The following is a 22,810-nucleotide window of genomic DNA, read 5'->3' as shown; positions in this document are numbered from 1 at the left end:
TTATATAGGGTAGAAAGAGATAAAATTGTCGAAAGTTGTCATTACAACTGTATATACATTAAAAACATCTATACTAATTCTATACATTTTTTAGAAAACGAAAATTAACTATTGAAATGGAATAGGTAGTTCCAATAAAATAAAAAATACAACTAGCAAATAAACGTAAAAATTATGAACAGAATAAGATGTCTGATATAGGATAAGAGGGCTCCATTTGTTACTAAAACGCCTAAATGTGTAAGTCGTCACAAAATATTCGGAAAATTTAAAATTTAATTTCCCGAATGTGAACATTTTAAGTGGGTATATTTTCAACGTATAGATTGTTTGTTTTTAAGAAATTTGCCCTAAACTTTTTTAAAATGGCTATGAATACTTGACTAATAGATTAAGCAGGCAGAAACGCTATAAAACAGCTACCCGTTTCTTTTTCAGTGCATCTTTAAGAATTGTTTAAGACATAAAAAAAGCTAGTCCTGATCGCTCATACAGGACTAGCGTTTGTTATTAAAGTGTGGGGATTGTTGCAAAGTAAGGTGCTTGACCATGACGGAAATAAGTTAATAGATAGCCATCTTTTTGTACAATTTTGCCATTCAAGAAATCATCATAATTGAGAGCATGTGGAATTACCAAAGTATGCTTAAACAGCTCTTTCTCAGTAAGTTTAAAGTCTGCAAATTCCTCACCAGCGATAGCCGGATTTTCACGTAATGTCTGGTAGATTATTTTTTGTTGCTCTACTGTTGGGCGTTCCTTCCACCATAGTTTACGTGGCTGGAATTGCTGAGCCGTTAGATAATCTAGTTGCATTAAGCTTTGTATAATATTTAAATTCGCGCCATCTACAGTTTCTAAGAACATTAGTAAACGACGGAATAAATCTTCTAATTGATGGCCAATACGGGACCATCCCTTAGTTTCCCAATACGTACCGAAGCTTTGGAAAAAGTCAAATGGAGTATCGAAGACCTCGGTTACTAAATATTCGATTGTATGATCCATACGATGATCATTCCAATATTTTTCCAGAACATCCTCTGCATGTTTAATGCGAACAATGTCATCAAATGTGAGGACATTATTAGAAAAGATTTCATAAGGCGCTAGATCGATGTAAGTATAACCAAACTTCTCAGCCTCCACTCGAAGCCCGGTACCGCGTAAAAGCTTTAAAAAACCAAGTTGAAGTTCTTCTGGTCGCATGGCAAAAACATCATTAAAGGTTTGACGGAAGCTTGCGTAATCCTCTTCAGGTAAACCTGCTATTAAGTCTAAATGTTGATCGATTTTTCCGCCATCTTTAACCATTGTCACTGTTCGTTTTAGTTTTTCAAAGTTTTGGCGACGCTGTACAAGTGTATTGGTTAAATCGTTTGTAGACTGAACACCAATTTCGAAGCGGAACAAACCTCTCGGCGCATTGTCATTTAAAAATTGGATAACTTCCGGACGCATAATATCGGCAGTAATCTCAAACTGGAATACAACACCTGGTTTATGTTCATCAATTAAAAACTGGAACATTTCCATAGCGTAGCTACGGCTTATATTAAACGTTCGATCCACAAATTTTATAGTTCTAGCGCCATTATCCATTAAGAAACGAATATCTTCCTTAATTTTTTCCCGGTTAAAGTATCGAACACCAACCTCTATAGAAGATAAACAGAATTGACAGCTAAACGGACAGCCTCTACTTGTTTCAATGTACTGAATACGTTTCCCAAGGTGAGGAAGATCCTCTTCAAAGCGAAACGGACTCGCTAATTCACGCAAATCTATCTTAGGTGGTTGAGCGTGAATCTTAACTTTTCCGTCCTCCAAATAGCAAATTCCAGGGACATCCTCCAGTAATATCTCACCGTGTAAATAACGTAACAATTGCTTAAATGAAGTTTCTCCTTCACCCATCACTATGAAATCTACTTCAGGTATACGGCGTAGCCAATGGTGAGAATCGTAAGAAACCTCAGGACCTCCAAGCAAAATTTTAACATCTGGACAGACCGTTTTTAACATTTTAATAACATGAATTGTTTCTTCAATATTCCAAATATAACAGCTAAATCCAACGATATCAGGTTTTTTTTGGAACAAATCTGATACAATATTAAAAGCAGGGTCTTTAATTGTATATTCTGCTATAATTGGATTAAATTCGGGTGAAGCGGCACCTTTTAAATAGCGCAATGCTAGATTTGTGTGTATATACTTTGCGTTTAAAGTAGTTAAAATAGTATTCATACAATAATCTTCCTTTCAATATCTAATTGTATCAGTCAAGTATTTGACATACAATATAATTCTTTTTACCTATTTATTTTGTGAACAGTTCGTGAAATAATTTAAAATACTTAAATTTACTAAATTTTGTAATAATAGAATCGTGCTGTCATAATGTATAGTAAAGGCTCAAAATTCGATTTAGAGGTTTTTTACTCTTTTGAAAGGTTCGGTGAGAAAGTTGAAGCAAAATGATATTAATCAATGTTTTGGAAATCTTATGAAAAGTACTTCGTCACCAACACTTATACTCAATAAAGCAGGGAAAATTTTGAACGTCAATGAGGCTGCTATCCAACTATTTAATCTTAATTTAACGTATATTGGCAATTTGGCTATGGACGAGCCATCTAAATTTAAATGGGCGAAGTTCGTCCAACAACTACAAAAGGATTTACGATCGGAAGAAATTTTCAACATTCGCACAGTAGGAAATGAGTACGAAATGTTATCATTTAAATGTTTCTACGACCCAAATGCAGAAGAAATTGTTGCACAAATTTCAACATTAAATGAAGATGTTGCCCATAAATTATACGTTAGTCAAGAGCATGAAAGATCCCAATCTTTTAATGCATATGATTACTTACCTTATGCTGTTATTGTAAGTGATGCTAGCGGTATTATTCTTGGGCTTAATAAGTATGCAGAAATGTTTCTCAAAGTAGAAAGCTCTCAGCTACTCCATAAAGCTCATCAGCATATATTTGATCTATTTACATTGAAAAAAGGGCAAATTACATCCTACCTTTCTAAATTAATGGGTGACAAACATGCAAGTCTTCACGTTGTCGATGAAACACAAGTAAGTAGAACTTGTTATTATGAAATTTCCAGTATTTTTGATGAATACAATAATATTATTGTCACAGTTATTAATGATGAAACAGAGAAGAAGCAACTTCAACATAAAGTGGAGCATCAACAAGCTTTGAATGTTGTTGGACAAATGGCTGCGAGTATTGCGCATGAAATTCGTAATCCATTAACTTCTTTAAAGGGTTTTACTGATTTATTAAAAATAAATGCTGACGATGAATCACGCATGTACCTTTCTGTCATTGATAGTGAGCTTCAACGAATGGAACAAATTTTATCAGAGCTTTTAGTTTTGTCCAAGCCATCAACTATGAAAGTGGAGTTATTGGAACTAGATCATATTGTAAAACAAGTCATTGAGTTCATGTTACCAGATGCACTCATGAAAAATATTATGATTCAGTACATTTCAATTCCAAATCAAGTTTATATTGGTGGAAGTGAAAATCGTTTAAAGCAAGTATTAATGAACCTCATTAAAAATGCGATGGAATCCATGAATAACGGTGGTACGATTACTGTAGAAATGACAACAAATGACTGCGCGATTGTTGAACTTACAATTAAAGACGAAGGCGTTGGAATGGATAGCACAACCCTTCAAAACCTATTCCAGCCTTTTTACACGACAAAATCAACAGGGACAGGACTGGGCCTTGCATTCGTGAAAAAAGTTATCGAAGAGCACGATGGAGTTATAGGTGTTAATAGTGAATTACAGAAGGGGACATGCTTCCATCTACAGTTCCCAATCTATACATTTAACCAAGTGGATACAATGGAAGTATCCACAAAAGATTCTGCCTATTTAGTAACATAAAGAGAGTAAAAATGGTTGGATAACAACAATATAACCTTCTAAATCGGATAATGCTTTTGACAATGCTTTTCTAATATCGCTATAATGTCAAGTATAAAGAGCGAAGTGAGAGGAAAAGAATATGACGTCAGAAGACTTAAAACAATCTTTAAAATTATATATTGTATTGTCACGTGCACTTAAAGCTATCAATGAGACAACACATCAATTATTTCAGGATAATGGTTTAAACCCAACTGAATTTGCTGTTCTCGAGCTTCTTTATCATAAAGGAAGACAGCCATTACAGCAAATTGGCAATAAAATTTTACTTGCCAGTGGGTCTATTACGTATGTCATTGATAAGCTTGAAAAAAGAGGCTATTTATTGCGTGTATCCTGTCCTTCAGATCGTCGTGTGACATATGCAGAAATCACGGATGAAGGCGAAGCATTTATGGGGGAACTATTCCCAAAGCATGAGCAGCATTTGCATGAAATAATGAGCGTATTATCTTCAGAAGAAAAAGAGCAAGCTATTACGTTATTAAAGAAAATGGGCCTTTCTATTAAAGATTTATCTTATTAAAAAAGTTGTCTCATTCATTTGAGACAACTTTTTTAATCATGTGGATAAAGAAAGATCTCAAATATACATAAAAGGACGATAGACAATGCCTTGTCTATCGTCCTTCTTGTATTACAAATTATTATTTTTTAGAAATAGTTGCTGCCATGTTCATCATAGCATTCGTTAAATCTTGCTTATCATTATCGTGAATCGTTAATTTTGTAATGAGACCATCATTTTCAAAAACAACCCCGATTACTTTCTCTGTGTCAAAGTCTACAACATAACCTTCAATATTTTGAACATCCTTAAATGCAGCTAATTCATCAGTAGTTAAAGCTACTGTTTCACCTACAGCATTCATATAATCTTGCATAGCTGTTTTTACTTCAGTAAAGCTTGATTGTGATGCTTCAATTGTTTCAATACGCATAAACACTTCGTCATCATCATTAGATACTAGCATATCTTTACCTGGCTCTTCTTGCGTTAATGTGAATCCTGGAAGTTGTTGTAGCTTATAGCTTTGGTCAACACTTTTAGATTCAGTTGCCTTTTCTGTTTTATCTACACCATTTTGTTTGTAAGTCACATCTTGTTGTGGCTGTTTAGAAGCATCCTCAGTATTTGTTTCATTTGATGCAGGTGTATCTGTATTCTCTTCCTCTTGTGCTTCACCTGCTGTATCATCGCCAGATGGTTTTTGATCGGCAGCAGTATCAGACGGCTCATTTTGTTGAGTATCTGAATCCTCTGTTTTTTCAGAGGTATTACAACCTACAACTAGTACTGCTGTTAATAATAATGCAAGAATTGAAAATAATTTTTTTTGCATAAAAAACCCTCCTTTTCTAAATTAAACGTTAGTAAAGCTAAAATGTTTCCAAATAATAATGTTATGATGTTAAAGGTAACACTAAAAATAATAATAGTACAAAAACAACATGAGCTACAATAACAAGTGGCATACTTTTCCGCCATTCATACAAGAAGCCCCAAATAATACTTGTCACCAGTGCAGCAACCACGCCTAAAATAAAACCACTGAGGGCAATGGAGATTGCACATAAAACTGCCGTCACTAGGATAGCCAGAGTAGGGCGCATAAATCGTTTTAATTGTTGCTGAACATAACCACGCCAAAATAATTCTTCGCCGATGGCAACAATAAAAACAAGTAATGCATAGTGCCAAATATTTTGTGGTCCATAGTTGGTTAAAAATTTATGAACAGATTGTACTAAGTTATTATTAATAAATGGAGCAAGCCAATAACCGAAGCGAATAATACCATAAGTGATGGTACCGTATCCAATCCCAAAGAGTAAAAATTGCCATGTGGGTAATTGATCTTCAATAGAACCAGCTAATATGGCAATGGCAATACATACTAGTAAAGTAAATGCATACATGTACCAAAATACTGCCTGGTTAGCAAAGGTAAAGGCAAGCATGCCATAAACGAATAATAGAGAAAGGAGTAATAGTACTGTTTGTTTTGAATTTGTTAGCATATACGACCTCCATGCTTTAATTTTATCAAAAAAAAAGCCCCATATCATCTATAAAGACAAATAGGGACTATTCAGACTATTAAGCTTCATTCGTATATAAAATTTTGTAACGTTTATGATTGACGACCGTTTTCTCTTCAATTTCAAGGGAATCAAAATTCTCCATATATGTTAAGTTAACGATCACCGAATTTTCATTTACCTTTTCGACAAAACCTTGGAGACCATTTTTAAACTCGATAATATTTCCAACTTCAGCTATTTTCACAGACAGTCAGCTCCTTCATCGACTAATAATATACAGTTTGCATGAAAAAATGGTAAACGTAAAGCTTTTTTTAAATAATTCATAATTTATTACACAAAAGATGAAAAGAAAGGAATAAAACTAATGGAAAAATACGAAAATATGCTTAAACAATTACAAAATGGGGAAATAGGAAGTATTGAAATTCAAAAGGAAGATTTTTACGAATTTCGAGAAATTCTTGTAGGGCATCCTTTATTTAAACATTTCAGAGGTGAGGCCAAGCAAAATGGACGAATTATCTATACTTATAACGAAATACCTAGGAGTTAATTTGTCGAACATTGTCGTAAGTTAATGCTGTAAGAAATGAAATATAAATGTATAATAATGGTATGATTATTTGTGTGTGGAGGGTTGTATGAATGGTCAATCTACTCTTGAAACAAATGGAACAAACTCGTGAGTTGATGATTCGCTCTGGTGTTGAAAACGGGTTACAAAATGCAAAAACCATTCAACTGAGTCGCAGATTAGACCAGTTAATGAATACCTATTATAGACAGACAGCATTTGATGAAGAAAAAGACCAAGACGAATAAAAAGATTGTTCCAGTATTCAGAGTAATAACATTTAAAAAATAGATGTTTAAAATGCATTTTAATGGGGAATAACTTACTATGAACACAGCAACATTCTCATTTCCCCCTTTAGAGCAGTGATCCCCCAATCACTTGCTCTCTTTTTTTTGCTTATTCGGTATATATGCAAGTTATCTAATTATTAGTACAAGTTATAGGAAGAGTTTGAATTATTTTATTTATTCGCCTAAACTGAAAACATCAAGTCACGTAGGTGAAAGAATCCTAACTTTTATGACAAAGGAGTATATACATATGAAAAAGCAACGTATTGCATTTATCGGAACTGGTGTAATGGGGACAAGTATTATTAAACACTTATTGAAAAATGACCATGAGGTGACGGTGTACACTCGTACTAAAGAAAAAGCAGAGCCGCTAGTAGCTTTAGGAGCATTATGGGCTAGTTCGCCAGCAGAAGCATTTAAACATCAAGACATTGCTTTTACAATGGTTGGCTACCCCTCAGATGTTGAAGAGGTTTATTTTGGAGATAATGGTCTTTTCAAAACAGCTGAACCTGGCAACCTTATCATTGATATGACGACTTCAGAGCCATCTTTGGCTAAGAAAATATATGAGCATGCACAAACTATTGGTGTAGAGTCTTTAGATGCACCTGTATCAGGTGGTGATATCGGTGCGCAACATGGTACATTGTCGATTATGGTCGGTGGCGATTTGACAACTTACGATAAGGCTTTACCGCTGATGAAGCATTTTGGAGAAAATATCGTTTATCAAGGTGAGGCAGGGGCTGGTCAACATGCAAAGATGTGCAATCAAATTGCCATAGCTTCAGGCATGATTGGGGTATGCGAATCGCTTGCTTACGGTCTCAAGGCAGGGCTAGATTTACCAACCGTATTGCAGTCCATTGCATCAGGTGCGGCAGGTTCTTGGTCTCTAAGTAATTTGGCACCACGCATGATCAAAGAAGACTTTGCACCAGGTTTTTATATCAAACATTTTGTGAAGGATATGAAAATAGCTTTGGATGAATCCAAGAAAATGGGAATTACTTTGCCAGGATTGGCGTTAGCCTATGAAATGTATGAAAAATTGATCGAAGAGGGCTATGGTGATAATGGTACACAGGCTCTTCTTCAACGTTATAGATAATAAAAATCCTATTTGGATAAAAGAACCTGAAGTTTCTTCATTTTGGAGAGACTTCAGGTTTTTTTGTTACTCTTTCCCAAAAAGTTGGGCGTCTAATGAAAAGCTAGAAGCACCAGCTAGAGTGAAGTATAGTGCAATTGCACCCAAGGCTAAATCTAATTCGTATCCCGCTAAACCATCAGCTCCAATAAAGCCAATACTTAGCTTAGCTGTGAAAATGGCTACAATCATAGTCATTGTTAGTAATGCGCCAAAAATTCTTGTTGCTAAACCTAAAATAAGGGCAATACCTCCCACTAACTCAATAATTGCAACGATATACGCCATAAATCCTGGTATACCTAAACTATCAAAGAAGTCTGCCGTGTAGCTAATGCCTCCTTGAAATTTTTGAAAACCATGCACCGCAAAAATAATGCCGAGAACGACACGTAAAATAGTTGAACCAATGTTTTGCATTATAAAATATCTCCTTTTCTTTAACTTACAATTCGTAACCTAGTTTATTTTTAAAAATAACTTTTGTCAAGTAACTAAATGTGCTTTAAGAACTGAATATTGAAAGAAGTGTTATACTGTTGTATATGAACTACTAACAATGGAGGCTTGTAACGTGGATCAAAAAAAAATTTGTCCTCGATTTGAAAAGGCGCTAAAAATAGTCAATCATCGCTGGAATACTTTACTCATTTTTCAATTATTAGATGGTCCTCAGCGGTATTCAGTTATTAAAAATCAGTTAAATATAAGCAGCCGCGTCTTAACTGAGCGATTAAAGGAGCTAGAAATCGAGGAAATTGTATTACGTACTGTCATTCCTTCTACCCCAGTCGTCATTGAGTATGAACTTACTGAAAAGGGATACGCACTTGCACCCGTACTAAAAGCAATTGAACAATGGTCTTCTGAATGGGTAGCAATAACAGAAGAATAATAAAAAAGATATTCAAGCGAGGGGGCTTGGATATCTTTTTTTGATTGAAGAAAGCATTATTTATCGATCTTTTAGCAGTTATGTTTCAATGAATTTACTGTTATATTGTAAATAATATTAATTTTCTTTAAAAAAAGAAATTTTTCATTACGGAAAGAAATTAATTGATTATTATAGAGAATGTAAGGGAGGGTTTTATGAAAAAGAGTTCAGCAATAGACGTCCAGCATCGAAGTCAGTTAGCGATTTACTTATCATTACCAATACTTTCTTGGGCTTTCTATGATTTTGCTAATACAATTTTTTCTTCAAATATTAATACCATTTTTTTCCCGTTTTATATGGATGAGGTATTAGGAACAAATGAAGTTATGCAACAAGTAGCTAGTACATTTATTTCGTATGCGAATGCCATTGCTAGCTTATTACTTGTAGTATTTTCTCCACTTTTCGGAGTGTGGATTGATAATACTGGCTATAAAAAAAGATTTATTGTCTGGTTTGCTTCTATTTCCATTCTTTTTACTTTTATGATGGGGATATTTGCGGATTTACAGATAACCACTCATTACTCAGGCGTACCCTTTAGTTTATTTTTAGTCGTGGCAAGTTTTGTCATTGCAAAGTTCTTCTTTAATTCAAGTCTAGTATTCTACGATTCTATGATGGCAGATTTAGGAACGAAAGAAGAAATGCCACTTATATCTGGCTATGGCGTTGCAATTGGGTATTTGGGTACACTTTTTGGTCTTCTCGTTTATTTGTATGTTGGCAACAGTGATTTTCATCGTGCATTTATTCCTACTGCAATTTTATATTTATTATTTTCACTGCCTTTATTTTTGATCAATAAAGATAAGCCAATCCCAAAAGCACAGAGGAAGTCTTTAAAATTTTTAGATGGCTATAAAGAAATTATTCAAACCTTTAAGGATATGAAGCAATATAAGGCGATCTTTACTTTTATGATTGCTTATTTCTTTTTGAATGATGCTATCGCTACTACGATTGCAATGATGGCCGTTTACGCGACGGCTATTGTCGGTTTTAGCTCGGGTCAATTTATCATTCTTTATTTAGTCTCTACTGTATCCACGATAATTGGGTCTTTGGCATTTGGCTATATTACAAAATCAGTAGGCGCTAAACGCGCGATTACTATGGTAGCCCTCATTATGATTGTCGCTTTAGTGTTTGCTGTATTTGCGACAGCACAATGGATGTTTTGGCTTGCAGGTAGTCTTTTTGGTATATCACTTGGCTCTATGTGGGTAACGTCTAGGACCTATATTATTGAATTGTCACCAGATGAGAAACGTGGACAGTTCTTTGGCTTGTTTGCTTTCTCTGGGAAAGTATCATCCATTATTGGGCCATCCGTATACGGAACAGTTACATTATGGATGAAGGATTACGGAACACTAGCTAGCCGTGTCGCACTATCGACGCTAATCGTCATGACAGTCATTGGCCTATTGGTACATCTAAAAGTTAATGATAAAAATGGAAATAGCAAGTAGGAGAAATGTATTGCCTATGATACAATTGAATTATAAATTGAAGTAGAGAAAGGAGCGGGGTTGCATTGGAACATAAAGGAATATTATTAGAAAGTGGCACAAATGAGCTAGAAATCGTTGAATTTGAAGTAGCTAACAATAAATTTGGTATCAATGTAATTAAAGTAAAAGAAATCATTCAACCGATTCCAGTAACATTTATTCCACACGCGCACCCGCATGTAGAAGGAATCATTCAATTACGAGGTGAAGTATTACCAGTTGTGGATATGCTACGGGTACTTGGAATTCAGAGTACTGAGCGTAACCCGCAACAAAAATATATTGTTGCTGAATTTAATAAGCAACGTGTTGTGTTCCATGTGGATAACGTGACACAAATTCACCGTATATCATGGAATCAAATTGAAAAGCCTTCAGATATGTATCAAGGCGGAACATCACAAGTTATAGGTGTTATTAAACAAAACGAGCAAATGATTCTACTACTCGATTTCGAAAGAATTATGGTGGATATTAATCCTGAATCAGGCATAAGTGTGGAATCTGTTAAAAAGCTGGGCAAACGTGAACGTACCGGTAAACGTATTTTAATTGCAGAGGATTCACCATTATTACGGAAGTTATTATTTGATACGATGAATGAAGCGGGCTATGACAATGTAGAGTTCTTTGAAAATGGCCGAGATGCATATGAATACTTAGAAGGAATTGCGAAGAGCGGTAGTGATATCGCAGAACATATTCAATTAGTCGTAACAGATATTGAAATGCCGCAAATGGATGGGCATCATTTGACAAGAAAAATCAAAGAGCATCCTGATCTTCAAAAACTTCCAGTTATCATATTCTCAAGTCTAATTACGGATGACCTTCGTCATAAAGGTGATCAGGTAGGAGCAGAAGATCAAATTAGTAAGCCAGAAATTGCAGAGCTCATCCTACGTGTTGACCAATTAATTCTGTAATAGTTGTGCTTTACATGATACTTCACAACTTTAATAATGGGTATCCTGAAAGTATAAATAAATGAAAGTAAAGTCGGATGCCTTTAAAGTATCCGACTTTTTTGTATAGGTCTACATATTGTGAACAAAATAATTAGAAGATGCTTGAAGGATGTGATTATTTGAATGAACTTAAAACAGCCATTATTGATATCGGCTCCAATACTATTCGTTTAGTGTTATATCAGTACAACAATGAAGAGGGACTCCATGAACTAGGCAATATTAAAACGGTGGCACGTTTACGTACATATATACAACCCTCTGGTGAGATGTCTGAAGAAGGAATCTATGTGTTAGCCGAGACATTACAAACATTTAAAGCGATGTTAGAAGATTTTGAAGTGACAGATGTGAAAGCGGCGGCAACGGCTGCTATCCGCCAAGCGTCTAATCGTGACCAAATAATTGCAGAAATGAAAGTACGAACTGGTATTCAAATTGAGCTTTTATCAGAAGAAGAAGAAGCATATTTTGGCTTTGTAGCTGTTGCTTATTCCAGTGGAACCAAATCGGGAGTTACGATTGATATTGGTGGTGGTAGTACCGAAATTACTCTGTTTGAAAACAAAGAAATTCTGCAATCACATAGCTTTCCATTCGGGACAGTTTCTTTAAAGCAACGTTTTGTGAAGGGCGACATCATGAATAGCGGTGAAAGAAAGGTGCTTATTGCCTTTATAAAAGAGCAATTTCAAACATTATCATGGATTCAAAATAGTGGTTTACCAATTATTGCAATTGGGGGGAGTGCACGTAATATTGCACAGATTCATCAACAAAAACATGATTATCCCATTGCTAGTGTCCATGGATACGAAATGACAAAAGAAAATTTAGATGAATTAAGCTTATTTTTAGGTCAATTAAGCTTCCAAGAATTGAAGCAGCTAGATGGCCTGTCTTCAGACCGAGCTGATATTATTTTACCTGCCTTAGAAGTATTTAGAGTGTTAATGGATACTGTAGGAACCAAGTCATTTCAGCTTACGAAGAAGGGTTTACGTGAGGGACTGATTATTAAAAAGATTTTGCAAGCAGATAGCAATGCCTTTGATAAATATAATGTGTTTGAAGGAAATGCCAGAAGGCTTGCACGACAGTATGGTCGAACAGAAAAAGAGGTTGATTATTTGATGCATTTAGCTGATCAATTGTATCGCGAATGTTGTCATTTAGGCTATTTAACATATAATGTAGAAGATTTGCGGTTAATAAGAAAAGCAGCGAAGGTTTTTAATATCGGTGAATATATCGAATTAAGCTCTGCAAGCCAACACACCTTTTATTTGATTGCGAATCAATCTATTGATGGTTTAAATCACCCAGAAAGAGTCAAACTAGCCCTTCTAGCCTCTTATAAAAACAAAGATTATTTTGAACGATTTGCTGCCCCGTTCTCCACTTGGATGAATCGTGAGGACTATCGAAAAATACGAGATTTTGGAGCGTTATTAAAATTTGTCTATGCTTTAAATGTCTCAAAGCGAAATGTTGTACATGCAATTGAGATGCATCCAGAGGAAGATTATGTACAGCTCAATATTTATGTAAAGAACAATGCAGCAGCTGAAAAGTATCAAGCTAATCGACATAAAAAGCATTTAGAGCGAGCATTAAAAATCCCAATGACAATCAATTTTATTGAAGAAGGATGGAATACGGATGACAACTGAAATAACTAATAACGAGCTGAATGAGGAAGAGTTTTTAAAAAATCATAGTCAATTATTAGAGGAGATTGCGAAGCCTCAATACTATAATAATCGAGAGTTAAGCTGGCTTGCTTTTAATGAACGTGTATTAGAGGAAGCGGAGGATGTGAATAATCCTCTGCTCGAACGTTTGAAATTTTTAGCTATATTTAGCTCAAATCTCGATGAGTTTTTTATGGTACGTGTCGCTGGCTTACAAGATCAAGTTCGCGCAGGGTTCCATAAAGCTGAGAATAAATCTGGGTTAACACCAAAGGAACAATTAGCTAAAATTGCAGAACGTACACAGGCTTTAGTGCGTCGACAAACTGAAGTATACCGCCATTTAATCTATGATTTATTACCACAGCATAATGTACATATTGCAGACATGAAAGATTTAAATAGCACACAAAAAGCTTTTATTAATGAAATGTTTGCAGAAACTATATTCCCAGTTCTAACACCTGTAGCAGTAGATGCGTATCGTGCATTCCCTACATTGCTAGGGAAAACACTCAATTTACTTGTCCTTTTAGAGCAGGATGAATCGGATCTTGAAAGTCGCGAAAAAGTGGCAATCGTTCAAGTGCCATCTGTTTTAGATCGTTATATTAAAGTGCCCACTGAAGAAGGTAAAACGGTCGTTGTATTGTTGGAAGATGTCATTGTAGCGCATATTGAAAAATTATTTTATGGCTATAGCGTAAAATCAGCACAAGCCTTCCGTTTAACAAGGAATGCAGATTTAACGATCCATGAAGAGGGAGCAAGGGATCTTCTCGTAGAAATTGAAAAAGAATTGAAGAAACGTAAATGGGGAGTAGGAAGCCGTTTAGAAGTTCGAGTTGGAGAAATGAATGAGGAAGTACTTCTCTACTTATTAGATGAATTTGAAATTGAAGAAAATGACGTTTTCCATATTGATGGACCTTTAGATTTAACCTTTATGTTCTCTTTTGTTAAAGGTATAGCTGTTGGTCGTGAACATCTGGAATATGAAAGTTTTATTCCACAGCCACCTTTAGATTTACAATCCGATGAAAATATTTTTGAAAAAGCATTAACACAAGATATCTTTTTCCATCATCCATATGAATCATTTGCACCAATCGTTGATTTTATCTCTGAGGCAGCCGTAAATCCCAATGTCTTAGCAATCAAACAAACATTATATCGAGTAAGTGGTAATTCACCCATTATTCAAGCACTGAAGCTGGCAGCAGAAAATGGTAAACAAGTAACAGTTTTAGTTGAATTAAAGGCCAGATTCGATGAAGAAAATAATGTGCATTGGGCAAAACAGCTAGAACAAGCAGGCTGTCTTGTTATTTATGGGATGAACAATTTAAAAACACACTCCAAAATCACATTAGTCGTTAGTCGTCGGAATGGCAAAATTGAACGCTTTGTTCATCTTGGCACAGGAAATTATAATGATGCCACTGCAAAAATTTACACGGATATGGGCATAATAACGACAGATAAAGAATTTGGTATTGATGCGACAAACTTCTTTAACTATTTAAGTGGCTATACAGAAAAACCTACATTTAATCATTTAGTCGTGGCACCTTTTGATATTCGAGATGAATTTATTCGATTAATGGATGAAGAAATTGCTTGTCATAAAAAATACGGGAATGGTTTTATTCGAGCTAAAATGAATTCATTGACAGACAAAGATCTTATGATGAAGTTATATGAGGCTTCGATTGCTGGGGTAAAGGTAGAGCTTATCATACGTGGTATTTGCTGTATTAGACCTGGTATCCCTGGCATTAGTGAAAACATTACAGTAACAAGTATTGTCGGTCGTTTCCTTGAACACTCCCGAATTTATTGGTTCCATCATAATGGAGAGAATAGAGTATATTTATCTTCAGCTGATATGATGACACGCAATATGATTAAACGTGTAGAAATTTTATTCCCTGTATATGCAAATGAAGCAAAAACTCGTATTATTGACATAATGAATACACAATTAATGGATACTGCTAAGGCTCGTATTCAAGATTCCAATGGTAAGTATCATTATAAAGATTTTGATCGTAGTGAAGATCCATTGAATAGCCAGGAGATTTTCTTACAAGATGCATTAAAGCCTACGCTAGACGAAGAATAGAGCAAACACGATACTTAGTGAGGGATAGAATGAAAAATTATAGAGAGAGTGTAGCGCCATTTGCAGATTATCAACAACTCATTCAAATGAATCCGTTTGATGCAGTCATTTGTTTGAGAAAAGTTGATAAAAAGGTGTTCGAGGTCGTTGATTTTAATGATAAGTTATTATCATTTATGGAGCTGCAAGATAAAGCAGCGACGAACGCTGAACGTTTTTTTACCAAGCAATGCTGGCTGCAGTTGTCGAATTTTCTAAACGAAGAAGACCATACACAGCATGTCCTGAAATTAGGTACCGGTTATTATGAACGAGCATTTGCTATTCATGTACAACACTTTTCTAAATCCATGGTTGCGGTTATTTTGAGAGAAACACAGATAGAAGATAAACCTTATTTACAATACGTGGAACAACATGTGAGTCCTGTGCTAACGGTCGATTTACAAGGCCGAATTATTCATCAAAATATGGCCGTTACGTCAGCACTTTCTAGAGAGCAGCAATGTCTAATAGGACGAGATATTTTTTCATTATTGGAAAGTAAATATATGAAAGAATTTAAATTATTATTTGCTAAAACTATTGAAGGCTCAGCTTTTGGTATGCCGAAATGCTTGTTTAAGAACCAATTGCTAAGTAAAGAGCCTTTTTACTTAAGAACACACCCTACCTATTATAATGGTGAGGTTATAGGTGTCCATTTATTTGTAAAAGATGCAAATTCATTTATGAATGATCATGAGGCATTTTATTACCTAGCGCTAATGGATGAATTAACAGGTATTTGGAATCGTAAGGCATTCAAGGAGCATTGGCTACATCATCTAAACGATAAAAAACAAGAGCATAAGCAAGCAGCCCTTATTTTAGTGGATATAGATCGTTTTAAAAAATTTAATGAATCCCTAGGTGAAAGTAAGGGGGATGAGCTTATGCGTATGTTTAGTCAAAGGCTTAATGAACTGTGCTATTCAAAATGTGCCCTTTTTCGTTATAACAGTGATGAGTTTATCTTTGTACTAAAAGATGCGACTATTCAAAAAATTGAACATACCGCTAATGCCATTTTGGAAGTTTTAAAGCAGCCATTTATGATAGAAGGACAGGAATATTTTATTAGCGTTTCAATCGGTATCTCCCTTAGTCCAGCAGATGGCAAGGATTTAGAGACACTTGTAAGGAAAGCTGATAAGGCTTTATTTTCTGTTAAAGAGCATGGACGATCTCACTATCGTTATTATCGTGAAGATATGACGGCAATTTTCCCGAATGAAGCTTTAATGGAAGCGCATTTACGACGTGCTATTGAATTTAATGAACTTAGTTTGCATCTCCAGCCACAGATGGACCTAACAAATAATAGCATCAATAGCTTTGAAGCTTTATTGCGATGGAATAACCGTAAATTTGGTTTTGTGTCACCAGCACAATTTATACCTATTGCGGAGGCTTCAGGATTAATTATTGAAATTGGTGATTGGATTATTGACGAGGTTTGTCGTCATCAAAATGAATGGCAATCGAAAGGGTATCGTCCTGTAAGAATAGCCGTCAATATATCACCAAAACAGTTCAGAAAAGAAAACTTCGCACGAAAAATAAAAGCGGCATTAAAGAAATACGAGGTGCCTCCAGAACTTCTGGAGGTAGAGATTACCGAAAGCTCTATGACAAATGTTCATGAGACATTTTCGATTCTTACGGAATTGAAGCAATTAGGGGTTTATGTGTCAGTAGATGACTTTGGAACAGGCTATTCTTCATTAAGCTATCTAAAGCGTTATCCAATCGATATTATAAAAATCGATCAATCGTTTATTAGAGATATCGCTAAAGATGACAAAAATGAGGCCATCATTAAAGCTATCATTTCGATGTCTCATAACCTAGGGCTAGAGGTAATTGCTGAAGGAATCGAAGAGCCCACACAAGTTGATTTCCTTAAACGTCATCATTGTCAAAAGGGACAAGGTTATTTGTATAATAAACCTTTACCCGTTGAAACAATTGTACAGAAATATTTCGTCAGCTAGTTAAAAAAGTAGCACTCATCATCATAGGATGAAGTGCTACTTTTTTTATTTGACGCTTTTGAGGCCGTTTAACACAATAGCTGTAAATCGATTCATCTCAGCGGCCAAGTCAAAGTCTTCACCGTGAATTAACCAATCATAAACATTGGCACGCATACAACGTTGTATGATGGCTTGCACTTCATGAGCTGATACATCATGTCTTAGCTCACCTTGTTGTAGCCCTTCCTCAATATATGTATTCATTATTTGAAAAATCTTGCGCTCGGGATTAATTAAGTAATGATCCTGTTTTACCTGATTTGTCATTGCAGCAGTATACACAGTGCGTAACAGGTCCTTTCCTACAACATTCGTTAAGTATTTCATTTGTTCTTGATACACGAATAAAATTTTTTCACTTGCCGGTAATGTAGGGTCGATATTTTTTTCTACAGTGCTATAAAAGTGATCCAGTTCTTTAAATTTTTCTAAAATAACATCATATTTAGATGGGAAATGTGTATAAAATGTACCCTTTGAGACATGACAAGCCTTTGTAATTTGTTCGACAGTAACATGTTCAAATCCGAATTTGTTGAATAGATCTAATGATGTTTTTAATAATTTATCACGAGTTTCTAATGCCTTCTTTTGCCTGTTAGTTAGAGATTCCATAGTGAGATTACCTCCGATATTAAGTATTGTAAAATATTTTCTAAATTAAAAATTCTGAAAATATAAAATTTTTAATTGACGAGATGGATTTATTTTGATTATGATTTAATTGACCGTAGTCACTGACCGAGGTCAATTAAAGGTATCTCGTTATTAATGTTACGATAAAAAACTGTAGTTGGCTAGTGACCATCCAGCACTATTGCTGAATTTTCAAGAATTGGGGGATATCCATATGGATAGAAAATTAGGTTTTATCGGGTTAGGAAAAATGGGGTTACCAATGTCTATTAACTTATTAAAGGCAAACTATGAGGTGTATGGCTTTGATACAAATGCAAAGGCAGTGGAGCTATTTACAGAAGCTGGCGGAATAGGTCTTGCATCAGCAAAGGATGTTGCAAAGCAATGTGATGTGGTAATGACTAGCCTACCAACTCCTCAAATTGTAGAAATGGTGTATTTATCAGAGGAGGGCATTATACATCATGCTAAGAAAGGTGCCTTACTGGTTGACTTTAGTACGGTCAATCCTGACTTAAATGATTCGTTACATAAAGAAGCAAGTACGTTGGGATTACGATATTTAGGGGCACCTGTAAGTGGAGGGGTCATAGGAGCTGTAAATGCTACCTTAACGATAATGGTCGGTGGTGGCAAGGACGATTATGATAGTGCAAGTGAAATATTCGGAATAGTCGGTAAAAATATTTATCATCTAGGTTTATCCTCAAGTGTAGGTACACGTCTTAAATTATTAAATAATCTAATGATCGGGTTTTACACAGAGGCTGTAGCTGAAACGATTGTGCTTGGTGAAAAAATGGGGATTGATGCGGATACGCTGTATGAAGTATTAAGTAATAGCTACGGTCAAAGTCGGATTTATGAGCGTAACTATGTGGAATATATGAAAAATAATAATTATGCACCTGGTTTTTCAACGAATCTATTATTGAAAGATTTGAAGTTAGCAAAGGGCATGGCTGATGAAGCTGGTGTATCTCTACGTATTGGGGAAAAATTGGTGGAACTTTATAGTGAGATTGCTCAGCAGGGCTATGGTGAAAATGATATGTCTGCAGCTTATTTAAGCTTAAAGGATACATGTAAAATAAAACAATTATAAGAGGAGGAAATGATGATGACGACAGCTCAAGAGGTAAAAACATTAACGCATTTTATTGGTGGACAGTTAGTTGAAGGGAAAAGTGGCAGATTTGGCTCTGTATACAATCCAACTACGGGTGATGTCATTGCTAAAGTGCCACTGGCAACAGTAGAGGAGACAAAAGAGGCAATCGAGCAGGCTCAAGCAGCCTTTCCATTATGGCGTAATACATCTGTGGCTAAACGTGCAGAAATCGTCTTAAAGTTCCGCAATCTTATGACGGAAAATATGGAAAAGCTACTACAAATTATTTGTAAGGAAAGCGGAAAAACGTTGGAAGATGCCAAAGGTGAAATTACACGAGGTCTTGAATCTGTCGATTTAGCCATCGGTGCCCCACATCTCATGAAAGGTGAGTACTCCGTTAATGTTGGAGGTCAAATAAACGCTTATTCCGCAAAATATCCACTTGGTGTGGTAGCGGCCATTTCACCCTTTAACTTCCCGATCATGGTGCCTTTAGCTCAAACGAGTATGGCCATTGCGGTCGGAAATGCTGTGATTTTAAAAGCATCTGAACGTGTACCAATGACTGCTTTATATGTTAGTGAGCTATGGAAAAAAGCGGGCTTACCAGATGGAATTTGGACAGTGGTGAATGGTGATAAAGATGCAGTCAATGAACTTTTAGAGAACCCAACTGTGCAAGCGATTTCATTTGTGGGCTCAACACCAGTGGCCAAGTATATTTATGAAACTGGTTCTAAGCATGGGAAACGTGTAACGGCACTTGGCGGTGGAAAAAACAATATGGTTGTCATGCCAGATGCAGATCTTGAACAAGTTGCAAACGCCTTTATAGGGGCAGCCTATGGGGCAGCATCTCAACGTTGTATGGCGATATCCACAATCATGCCTGTAGGAAAAGATACTGCTGATCGTCTAGTGTCGATTTTAAAGGAAAAAATTACTAATCTAAAGGTGGGTCCATATACAAATCCAGATTCAGACTTTGGTCCAGTTATTTCTCAACAATCAAAAGAAGCAATACTCGCTGCCATTGATCGTGGAGAATCTGAGGGAGCCTCCATTATTTGTGATGGTCGTGAGTTGGATATTGTTAAAGAGTCAAAAGGTTTCTATGTAGGTCCTACATTATTAGATCATGTAAAGCCAGGTATGGAAATTTATGAGCAAGAAGTATTTGGACCTGCTCGTAATGTTGTACGCGTAGATTCTCTGGAGGAGGCTATTGAACTAATTAATAAGCATGAGCTAGGAAATGGTGTCACTATCTTTACAAATGATGGATTAGCAGCTCGTAAATTCACAACAGAAATAGACGTCGGCATGGTAGGAGTGAATGTACCAATTCCTATTCCAGTAGGTTACCATAATTTTGCTGGTTTTAAAGGGTCTCGTTTTGGTGAAGGGCATATGTTTGGTCCAGATCAGGCGCGATTTTTTACAAAGACAAAAACCGTTTCAGAACGCTGGATGGTAAGTGATACATCAATTGCATCAACATTTGCATTCCCAAGCAATAACGATTAGTACCAACAAAGAGCTGTAGCAATATACAGCTCTTTTTCCAAAAAAAGGGGAGGGGAGGGATGTACATGTTGGCGTACATTGGTCTTTTTGGTAGTTTAGCATTATTAGTGTATTTAACAATGAAAGGCGTTAATTTACTTATTTCAGCACCGTTAACTGCACTGTTAGCTGCTTTAACTAATGGTCTTGCGTTTTTTCCACAAACCGCTAATGAAAATCAAGCTAATTTTCTAACGAGCTATATGGATGGATTTACTGGTTTCGTTGGTTCTTGGTATTTAATGTTTATGGCAGGTGCTATTTTCGGGAAAGTTATGGAGGATACAGGAGCAGCTGATAGTGTTTCTAAATGGATTGTTGAAAAAATCGGGGTGAAATATGCAACATATGCGGTTGTATTAGCCGCAGCGGTCCTCACATATGGGGGTGTTTCTGTTTTTATCGTTGCATTTTCTGTTTATCCAATGGCCATCAGTTTATTCAAACAAGCGAACTTTCCACGACGCTTTATCCCCGCTGCACTTGGTCTAGGCTCGGTCACTTTTACGATGACGTCAGCTGGCTCACCTGAAATTCAAAATTGGATTCCAATTCAATACCTTGGAACGACACCCTATGCAGGATGGCAAGTTAGTATTGTTGTCGCTATTTTTATGGCTGTTGGTGGTTCACTTTGGCTGAATTGGATGATTAAACGAGCTGTGAACAATGGGGAAATATTTATTGAACGCTCAACAGATCCAGTGGTTGATGAAACGCAGAAGCTTCCTAGTCCACTACTTAGTCTAATACCATTACTAGTCGTTTTAGTGATTTCTTTTGCTTTCCATAATTCTCTTGGAACTTCTGCTTTAATTGTCGCTTTGACAAGTAGTTGTATTGTCGCCTATTTAGTGAGTTACAAGTATGCCAAATCCGTTGGAGCGACATTAGCAGCGGGAGCAATGGGTGCCATTATTGCTATTGCTAATACAGCGGCTGTAGTAGGCTTTGGTGGTGTCATAAAAGCAACGCCATCCTTTTTGGCTACAGTAGATGTCATGACAAATATTCCTGGTAGTCCATTAATTGGGGGAGCCCTAGCGATTGCTGTCATTGCAGGTTTAACAGGTTCAGCATCGGGTGGTCAAACAATTGCGATGCCTTTGCTTGCACCCCACTATATTGATATGGGGGTAGATACAGAGGCATTGCACCGGACAATTGCCATTGCATCAGGATCACTTGATTCTTTGCCACATGGTGGTTATGTTGTCACTACCATTAATTCAGTCTGTAATGAAAAGCATAAGGACGCCTATATGCCATTTGGAGCGTTGACGGTTATGATTCCAACCATCGGTACAATAATTGCCATTATATTATTTTCAATAGGGATGTAGGAGGAATGTTGTATGCAAGGAAAAACAGTATTCATTACTGGAGCAGCTCGTGGTATTGGTCTTTCCATGGCACAAGCATTTACCGAACAAGGAGCCAATGTCGTAATTACGGATAAAAATGAACAGCTTTTAAGAGAGGCCGTTGAAAACAATCCTTCCTTAACGGCTTATACATGTGATGTGTCAAATGAAGAAGTCATACGAGAGGCAATTGAATGGACAATCGATCGCTTTACAACGTTAGATATTTTAATTAATAATGCAGGATTTCAACATGTCTCCCTTATTGAAGACTTTAAGACGGAAATTTTCGAAGACATGCAAAAAGTAATGGTCGTTGCACCATTTATTGCGATGAAATATGTATTACCTCATATGAAGAAAAATCAATTTGGTCGTATTATCAATATGGCCTCCATTAATGGTGTGATTGGATTTGCAGGTAAGGTAGGTTACAATGCGGCAAAGCATGGAGTCATTGGTTTAACGAAGGTAGCTGCGCTGGAAGTAGCAAAGGATGGAATTACGGTAAATGCGATTTGTCCAGGATATGTTGATACCGAACTAGTGCGCCATCAATTTAAAGATTTAGCGAAAACTAGAGGAATTCAAGTAGAAGAAGTACTTGAAGAGGTGCTCTATCCACTTGTACCTCAAAAACGCTTACTTGATGTATCGGAAGTTACAGGGCTTGCATTATATTTGGCGAGTGATTTAGCTAAAGGATTAACGGGTCAAGCTATTCTTTTAGATGGTGGGTATACAGCTCAATAGTGTAGGAGGG

Annotated in this window: 21 protein-coding genes; 15 read left to right on the top strand and 6 right to left on the bottom strand. The window is 36.1% G+C overall.

Features of this window, described 5'->3' with window-relative positions; all coding sequences use genetic code 11:
- Window positions 1-510 precede the first annotated feature (510 nt).
- Window positions 511-2,250 (bottom strand): B12-binding domain-containing radical SAM protein, encoded by a 1,740-nt coding sequence (locus C9J29_RS02500; RefSeq protein ID WP_008174148.1) that lies wholly within the window; start codon window positions 2,248-2,250, stop codon window positions 511-513.
- 310 nt (window positions 2,251-2,560) lie between these two features.
- Between C9J29_RS02500 and C9J29_RS02495 the strand changes: the two genes are divergently transcribed.
- Together C9J29_RS02495 and C9J29_RS02490 are read left to right on the top strand one after the other, a co-directional pair.
- Window positions 2,561-3,928, top strand: coding sequence for an ATP-binding protein (locus tag C9J29_RS02495; protein ID WP_237068727.1), 1,368 nt, complete (start codon window positions 2,561-2,563; stop codon window positions 3,926-3,928).
- Window positions 3,929-4,049: 121 nt separating this feature from the next.
- A complete protein-coding gene (locus C9J29_RS02490; RefSeq protein WP_008174146.1) occupies window positions 4,050-4,496 on the top strand; it encodes a MarR family winged helix-turn-helix transcriptional regulator in 447 nt (148 codons plus the stop codon).
- A gap of 121 nt (window positions 4,497-4,617) precedes the next feature.
- On the opposite strand, the gene C9J29_RS02485 is transcribed toward C9J29_RS02490, so the two are convergent.
- From C9J29_RS02485 to C9J29_RS02475, 3 genes are all read right to left on the bottom strand, one after another.
- On the bottom strand, window positions 4,618-5,313 hold the full coding sequence (locus C9J29_RS02485) for a hypothetical protein (protein ID WP_089985192.1): 696 nt from the start codon (window positions 5,311-5,313) through the stop codon (window positions 4,618-4,620).
- A 61-nt stretch (window positions 5,314-5,374) separates the two neighbouring features.
- Window positions 5,375-5,992: a CPBP family intramembrane glutamic endopeptidase gene (locus C9J29_RS02480; protein WP_043989700.1), complete on the bottom strand. Its 618-nt coding sequence runs from the start codon at window positions 5,990-5,992 to the stop codon at window positions 5,375-5,377.
- 79 nt (window positions 5,993-6,071) lie between these two features.
- Window positions 6,072-6,260 (bottom strand): YkvS family protein, encoded by a 189-nt coding sequence (locus tag C9J29_RS02475; protein WP_107921554.1) that lies wholly within the window; start codon window positions 6,258-6,260, stop codon window positions 6,072-6,074.
- 123 nt (window positions 6,261-6,383) lie between these two features.
- Here C9J29_RS02475 and C9J29_RS02470 point away from each other — a divergent pair, with 123 nt between their 5' ends.
- The 3 genes from C9J29_RS02470 (at window position 6,384) to C9J29_RS02460 (ending at window position 8,003) form a co-directional block, all read left to right on the top strand.
- The gene (locus C9J29_RS02470; RefSeq protein WP_008174143.1) at window positions 6,384-6,572 is read left to right on the top strand and encodes a hypothetical protein; all 189 of its coding nucleotides are present in this window, start codon (window positions 6,384-6,386) and stop codon (window positions 6,570-6,572) included.
- A gap of 92 nt (window positions 6,573-6,664) precedes the next feature.
- Window positions 6,665-6,841: an aspartyl-phosphate phosphatase Spo0E family protein gene (locus C9J29_RS02465; RefSeq protein ID WP_008174142.1), complete on the top strand. Its 177-nt coding sequence runs from the start codon at window positions 6,665-6,667 to the stop codon at window positions 6,839-6,841.
- A gap of 295 nt (window positions 6,842-7,136) precedes the next feature.
- A complete protein-coding gene (locus tag C9J29_RS02460) occupies window positions 7,137-8,003 on the top strand; it encodes an NAD(P)-dependent oxidoreductase (protein ID WP_043989698.1) in 867 nt (288 codons plus the stop codon).
- A 66-nt stretch (window positions 8,004-8,069) separates the two neighbouring features.
- Here C9J29_RS02460 and C9J29_RS02455 read toward each other — a convergent pair whose 3' ends face one another.
- Window positions 8,070-8,462 carry a DoxX family protein gene (locus C9J29_RS02455; protein WP_008174140.1) on the bottom strand — a complete coding sequence of 131 codons (393 nt, stop codon included), beginning with the start codon at window positions 8,460-8,462 and terminating at the stop codon, window positions 8,070-8,072.
- A gap of 154 nt (window positions 8,463-8,616) precedes the next feature.
- Between C9J29_RS02455 and C9J29_RS02450 the strand changes: the two genes are divergently transcribed.
- The 6 genes from C9J29_RS02450 to C9J29_RS02425 all read left to right on the top strand — a co-directional run bounded on the left by C9J29_RS02450 (window position 8,617) and on the right by C9J29_RS02425 (window position 17,322).
- Window positions 8,617-8,937, top strand: a complete 321-nt coding sequence (locus tag C9J29_RS02450) for a winged helix-turn-helix transcriptional regulator (protein ID WP_043989697.1) — start codon at window positions 8,617-8,619, stop codon at window positions 8,935-8,937.
- 197 nt (window positions 8,938-9,134) lie between these two features.
- Window positions 9,135-10,457 (top strand): MFS transporter, encoded by a 1,323-nt coding sequence (locus tag C9J29_RS02445; RefSeq protein WP_107921553.1) that lies wholly within the window; start codon window positions 9,135-9,137, stop codon window positions 10,455-10,457.
- 65 nt (window positions 10,458-10,522) lie between these two features.
- Window positions 10,523-11,425, top strand: a complete 903-nt coding sequence (locus C9J29_RS02440) for a chemotaxis protein (protein WP_008174137.1) — start codon at window positions 10,523-10,525, stop codon at window positions 11,423-11,425.
- A 161-nt stretch (window positions 11,426-11,586) separates the two neighbouring features.
- Window positions 11,587-13,140: a Ppx/GppA phosphatase family protein gene (locus tag C9J29_RS02435; protein ID WP_107921552.1), complete on the top strand. Its 1,554-nt coding sequence runs from the start codon at window positions 11,587-11,589 to the stop codon at window positions 13,138-13,140.
- A complete protein-coding gene (locus C9J29_RS02430; protein ID WP_008174135.1) occupies window positions 13,130-15,286 on the top strand; it encodes an RNA degradosome polyphosphate kinase in 2,157 nt (718 codons plus the stop codon). Before C9J29_RS02435 ends, C9J29_RS02430 begins: the two co-directional genes overlap by 11 nt.
- A 29-nt stretch (window positions 15,287-15,315) precedes the next feature.
- Window positions 15,316-17,322 (top strand): putative bifunctional diguanylate cyclase/phosphodiesterase, encoded by a 2,007-nt coding sequence (locus C9J29_RS02425; protein ID WP_008174133.1) that lies wholly within the window; start codon window positions 15,316-15,318, stop codon window positions 17,320-17,322.
- Between the two features lie 45 nt (window positions 17,323-17,367).
- Here the strand turns inward: C9J29_RS02425 and C9J29_RS02420 are convergent, their stop codons facing one another.
- A complete protein-coding gene (locus C9J29_RS02420; protein ID WP_089985203.1) occupies window positions 17,368-17,979 on the bottom strand; it encodes a TetR/AcrR family transcriptional regulator in 612 nt (203 codons plus the stop codon).
- A 235-nt stretch (window positions 17,980-18,214) separates the two neighbouring features.
- On the opposite strand from C9J29_RS02420, the gene C9J29_RS02415 reads away from it, so the two are divergent.
- The 4 genes from C9J29_RS02415 (at window position 18,215) to C9J29_RS02400 (ending at window position 22,800) form a co-directional block, all read left to right on the top strand.
- The gene (locus C9J29_RS02415) at window positions 18,215-19,108 is read left to right on the top strand and encodes an NAD(P)-dependent oxidoreductase (protein ID WP_107921551.1); all 894 of its coding nucleotides are present in this window, start codon (window positions 18,215-18,217) and stop codon (window positions 19,106-19,108) included.
- Between the two features lie 15 nt (window positions 19,109-19,123).
- The gene (locus C9J29_RS02410) at window positions 19,124-20,644 is read left to right on the top strand and encodes a CoA-acylating methylmalonate-semialdehyde dehydrogenase (protein ID WP_043989693.1); all 1,521 of its coding nucleotides are present in this window, start codon (window positions 19,124-19,126) and stop codon (window positions 20,642-20,644) included.
- 65 nt (window positions 20,645-20,709) lie between these two features.
- Entirely contained in the window at window positions 20,710-22,026 is a 1,317-nt protein-coding gene (locus tag C9J29_RS02405) for a GntP family permease (RefSeq protein WP_107921550.1), read from the top strand.
- A 12-nt stretch (window positions 22,027-22,038) separates the two neighbouring features.
- Window positions 22,039-22,800, top strand: a complete 762-nt coding sequence (locus C9J29_RS02400) for a 3-hydroxybutyrate dehydrogenase (protein WP_107921549.1) — start codon at window positions 22,039-22,041, stop codon at window positions 22,798-22,800.
- The last annotated feature ends 10 nt before the right edge of the window (window positions 22,801-22,810 follow it).

Origin of the sequence: Lysinibacillus fusiformis, from assembly GCF_003049525.1 — a bacterium.
Taxonomy (GTDB): Bacteria; Bacillota; Bacilli; order Bacillales_A; family Planococcaceae; genus Lysinibacillus; species Lysinibacillus fusiformis.
Note: the sequence above shows the minus strand (reverse complement) of the source record. Positions and strands in the feature narration are given on the sequence as shown.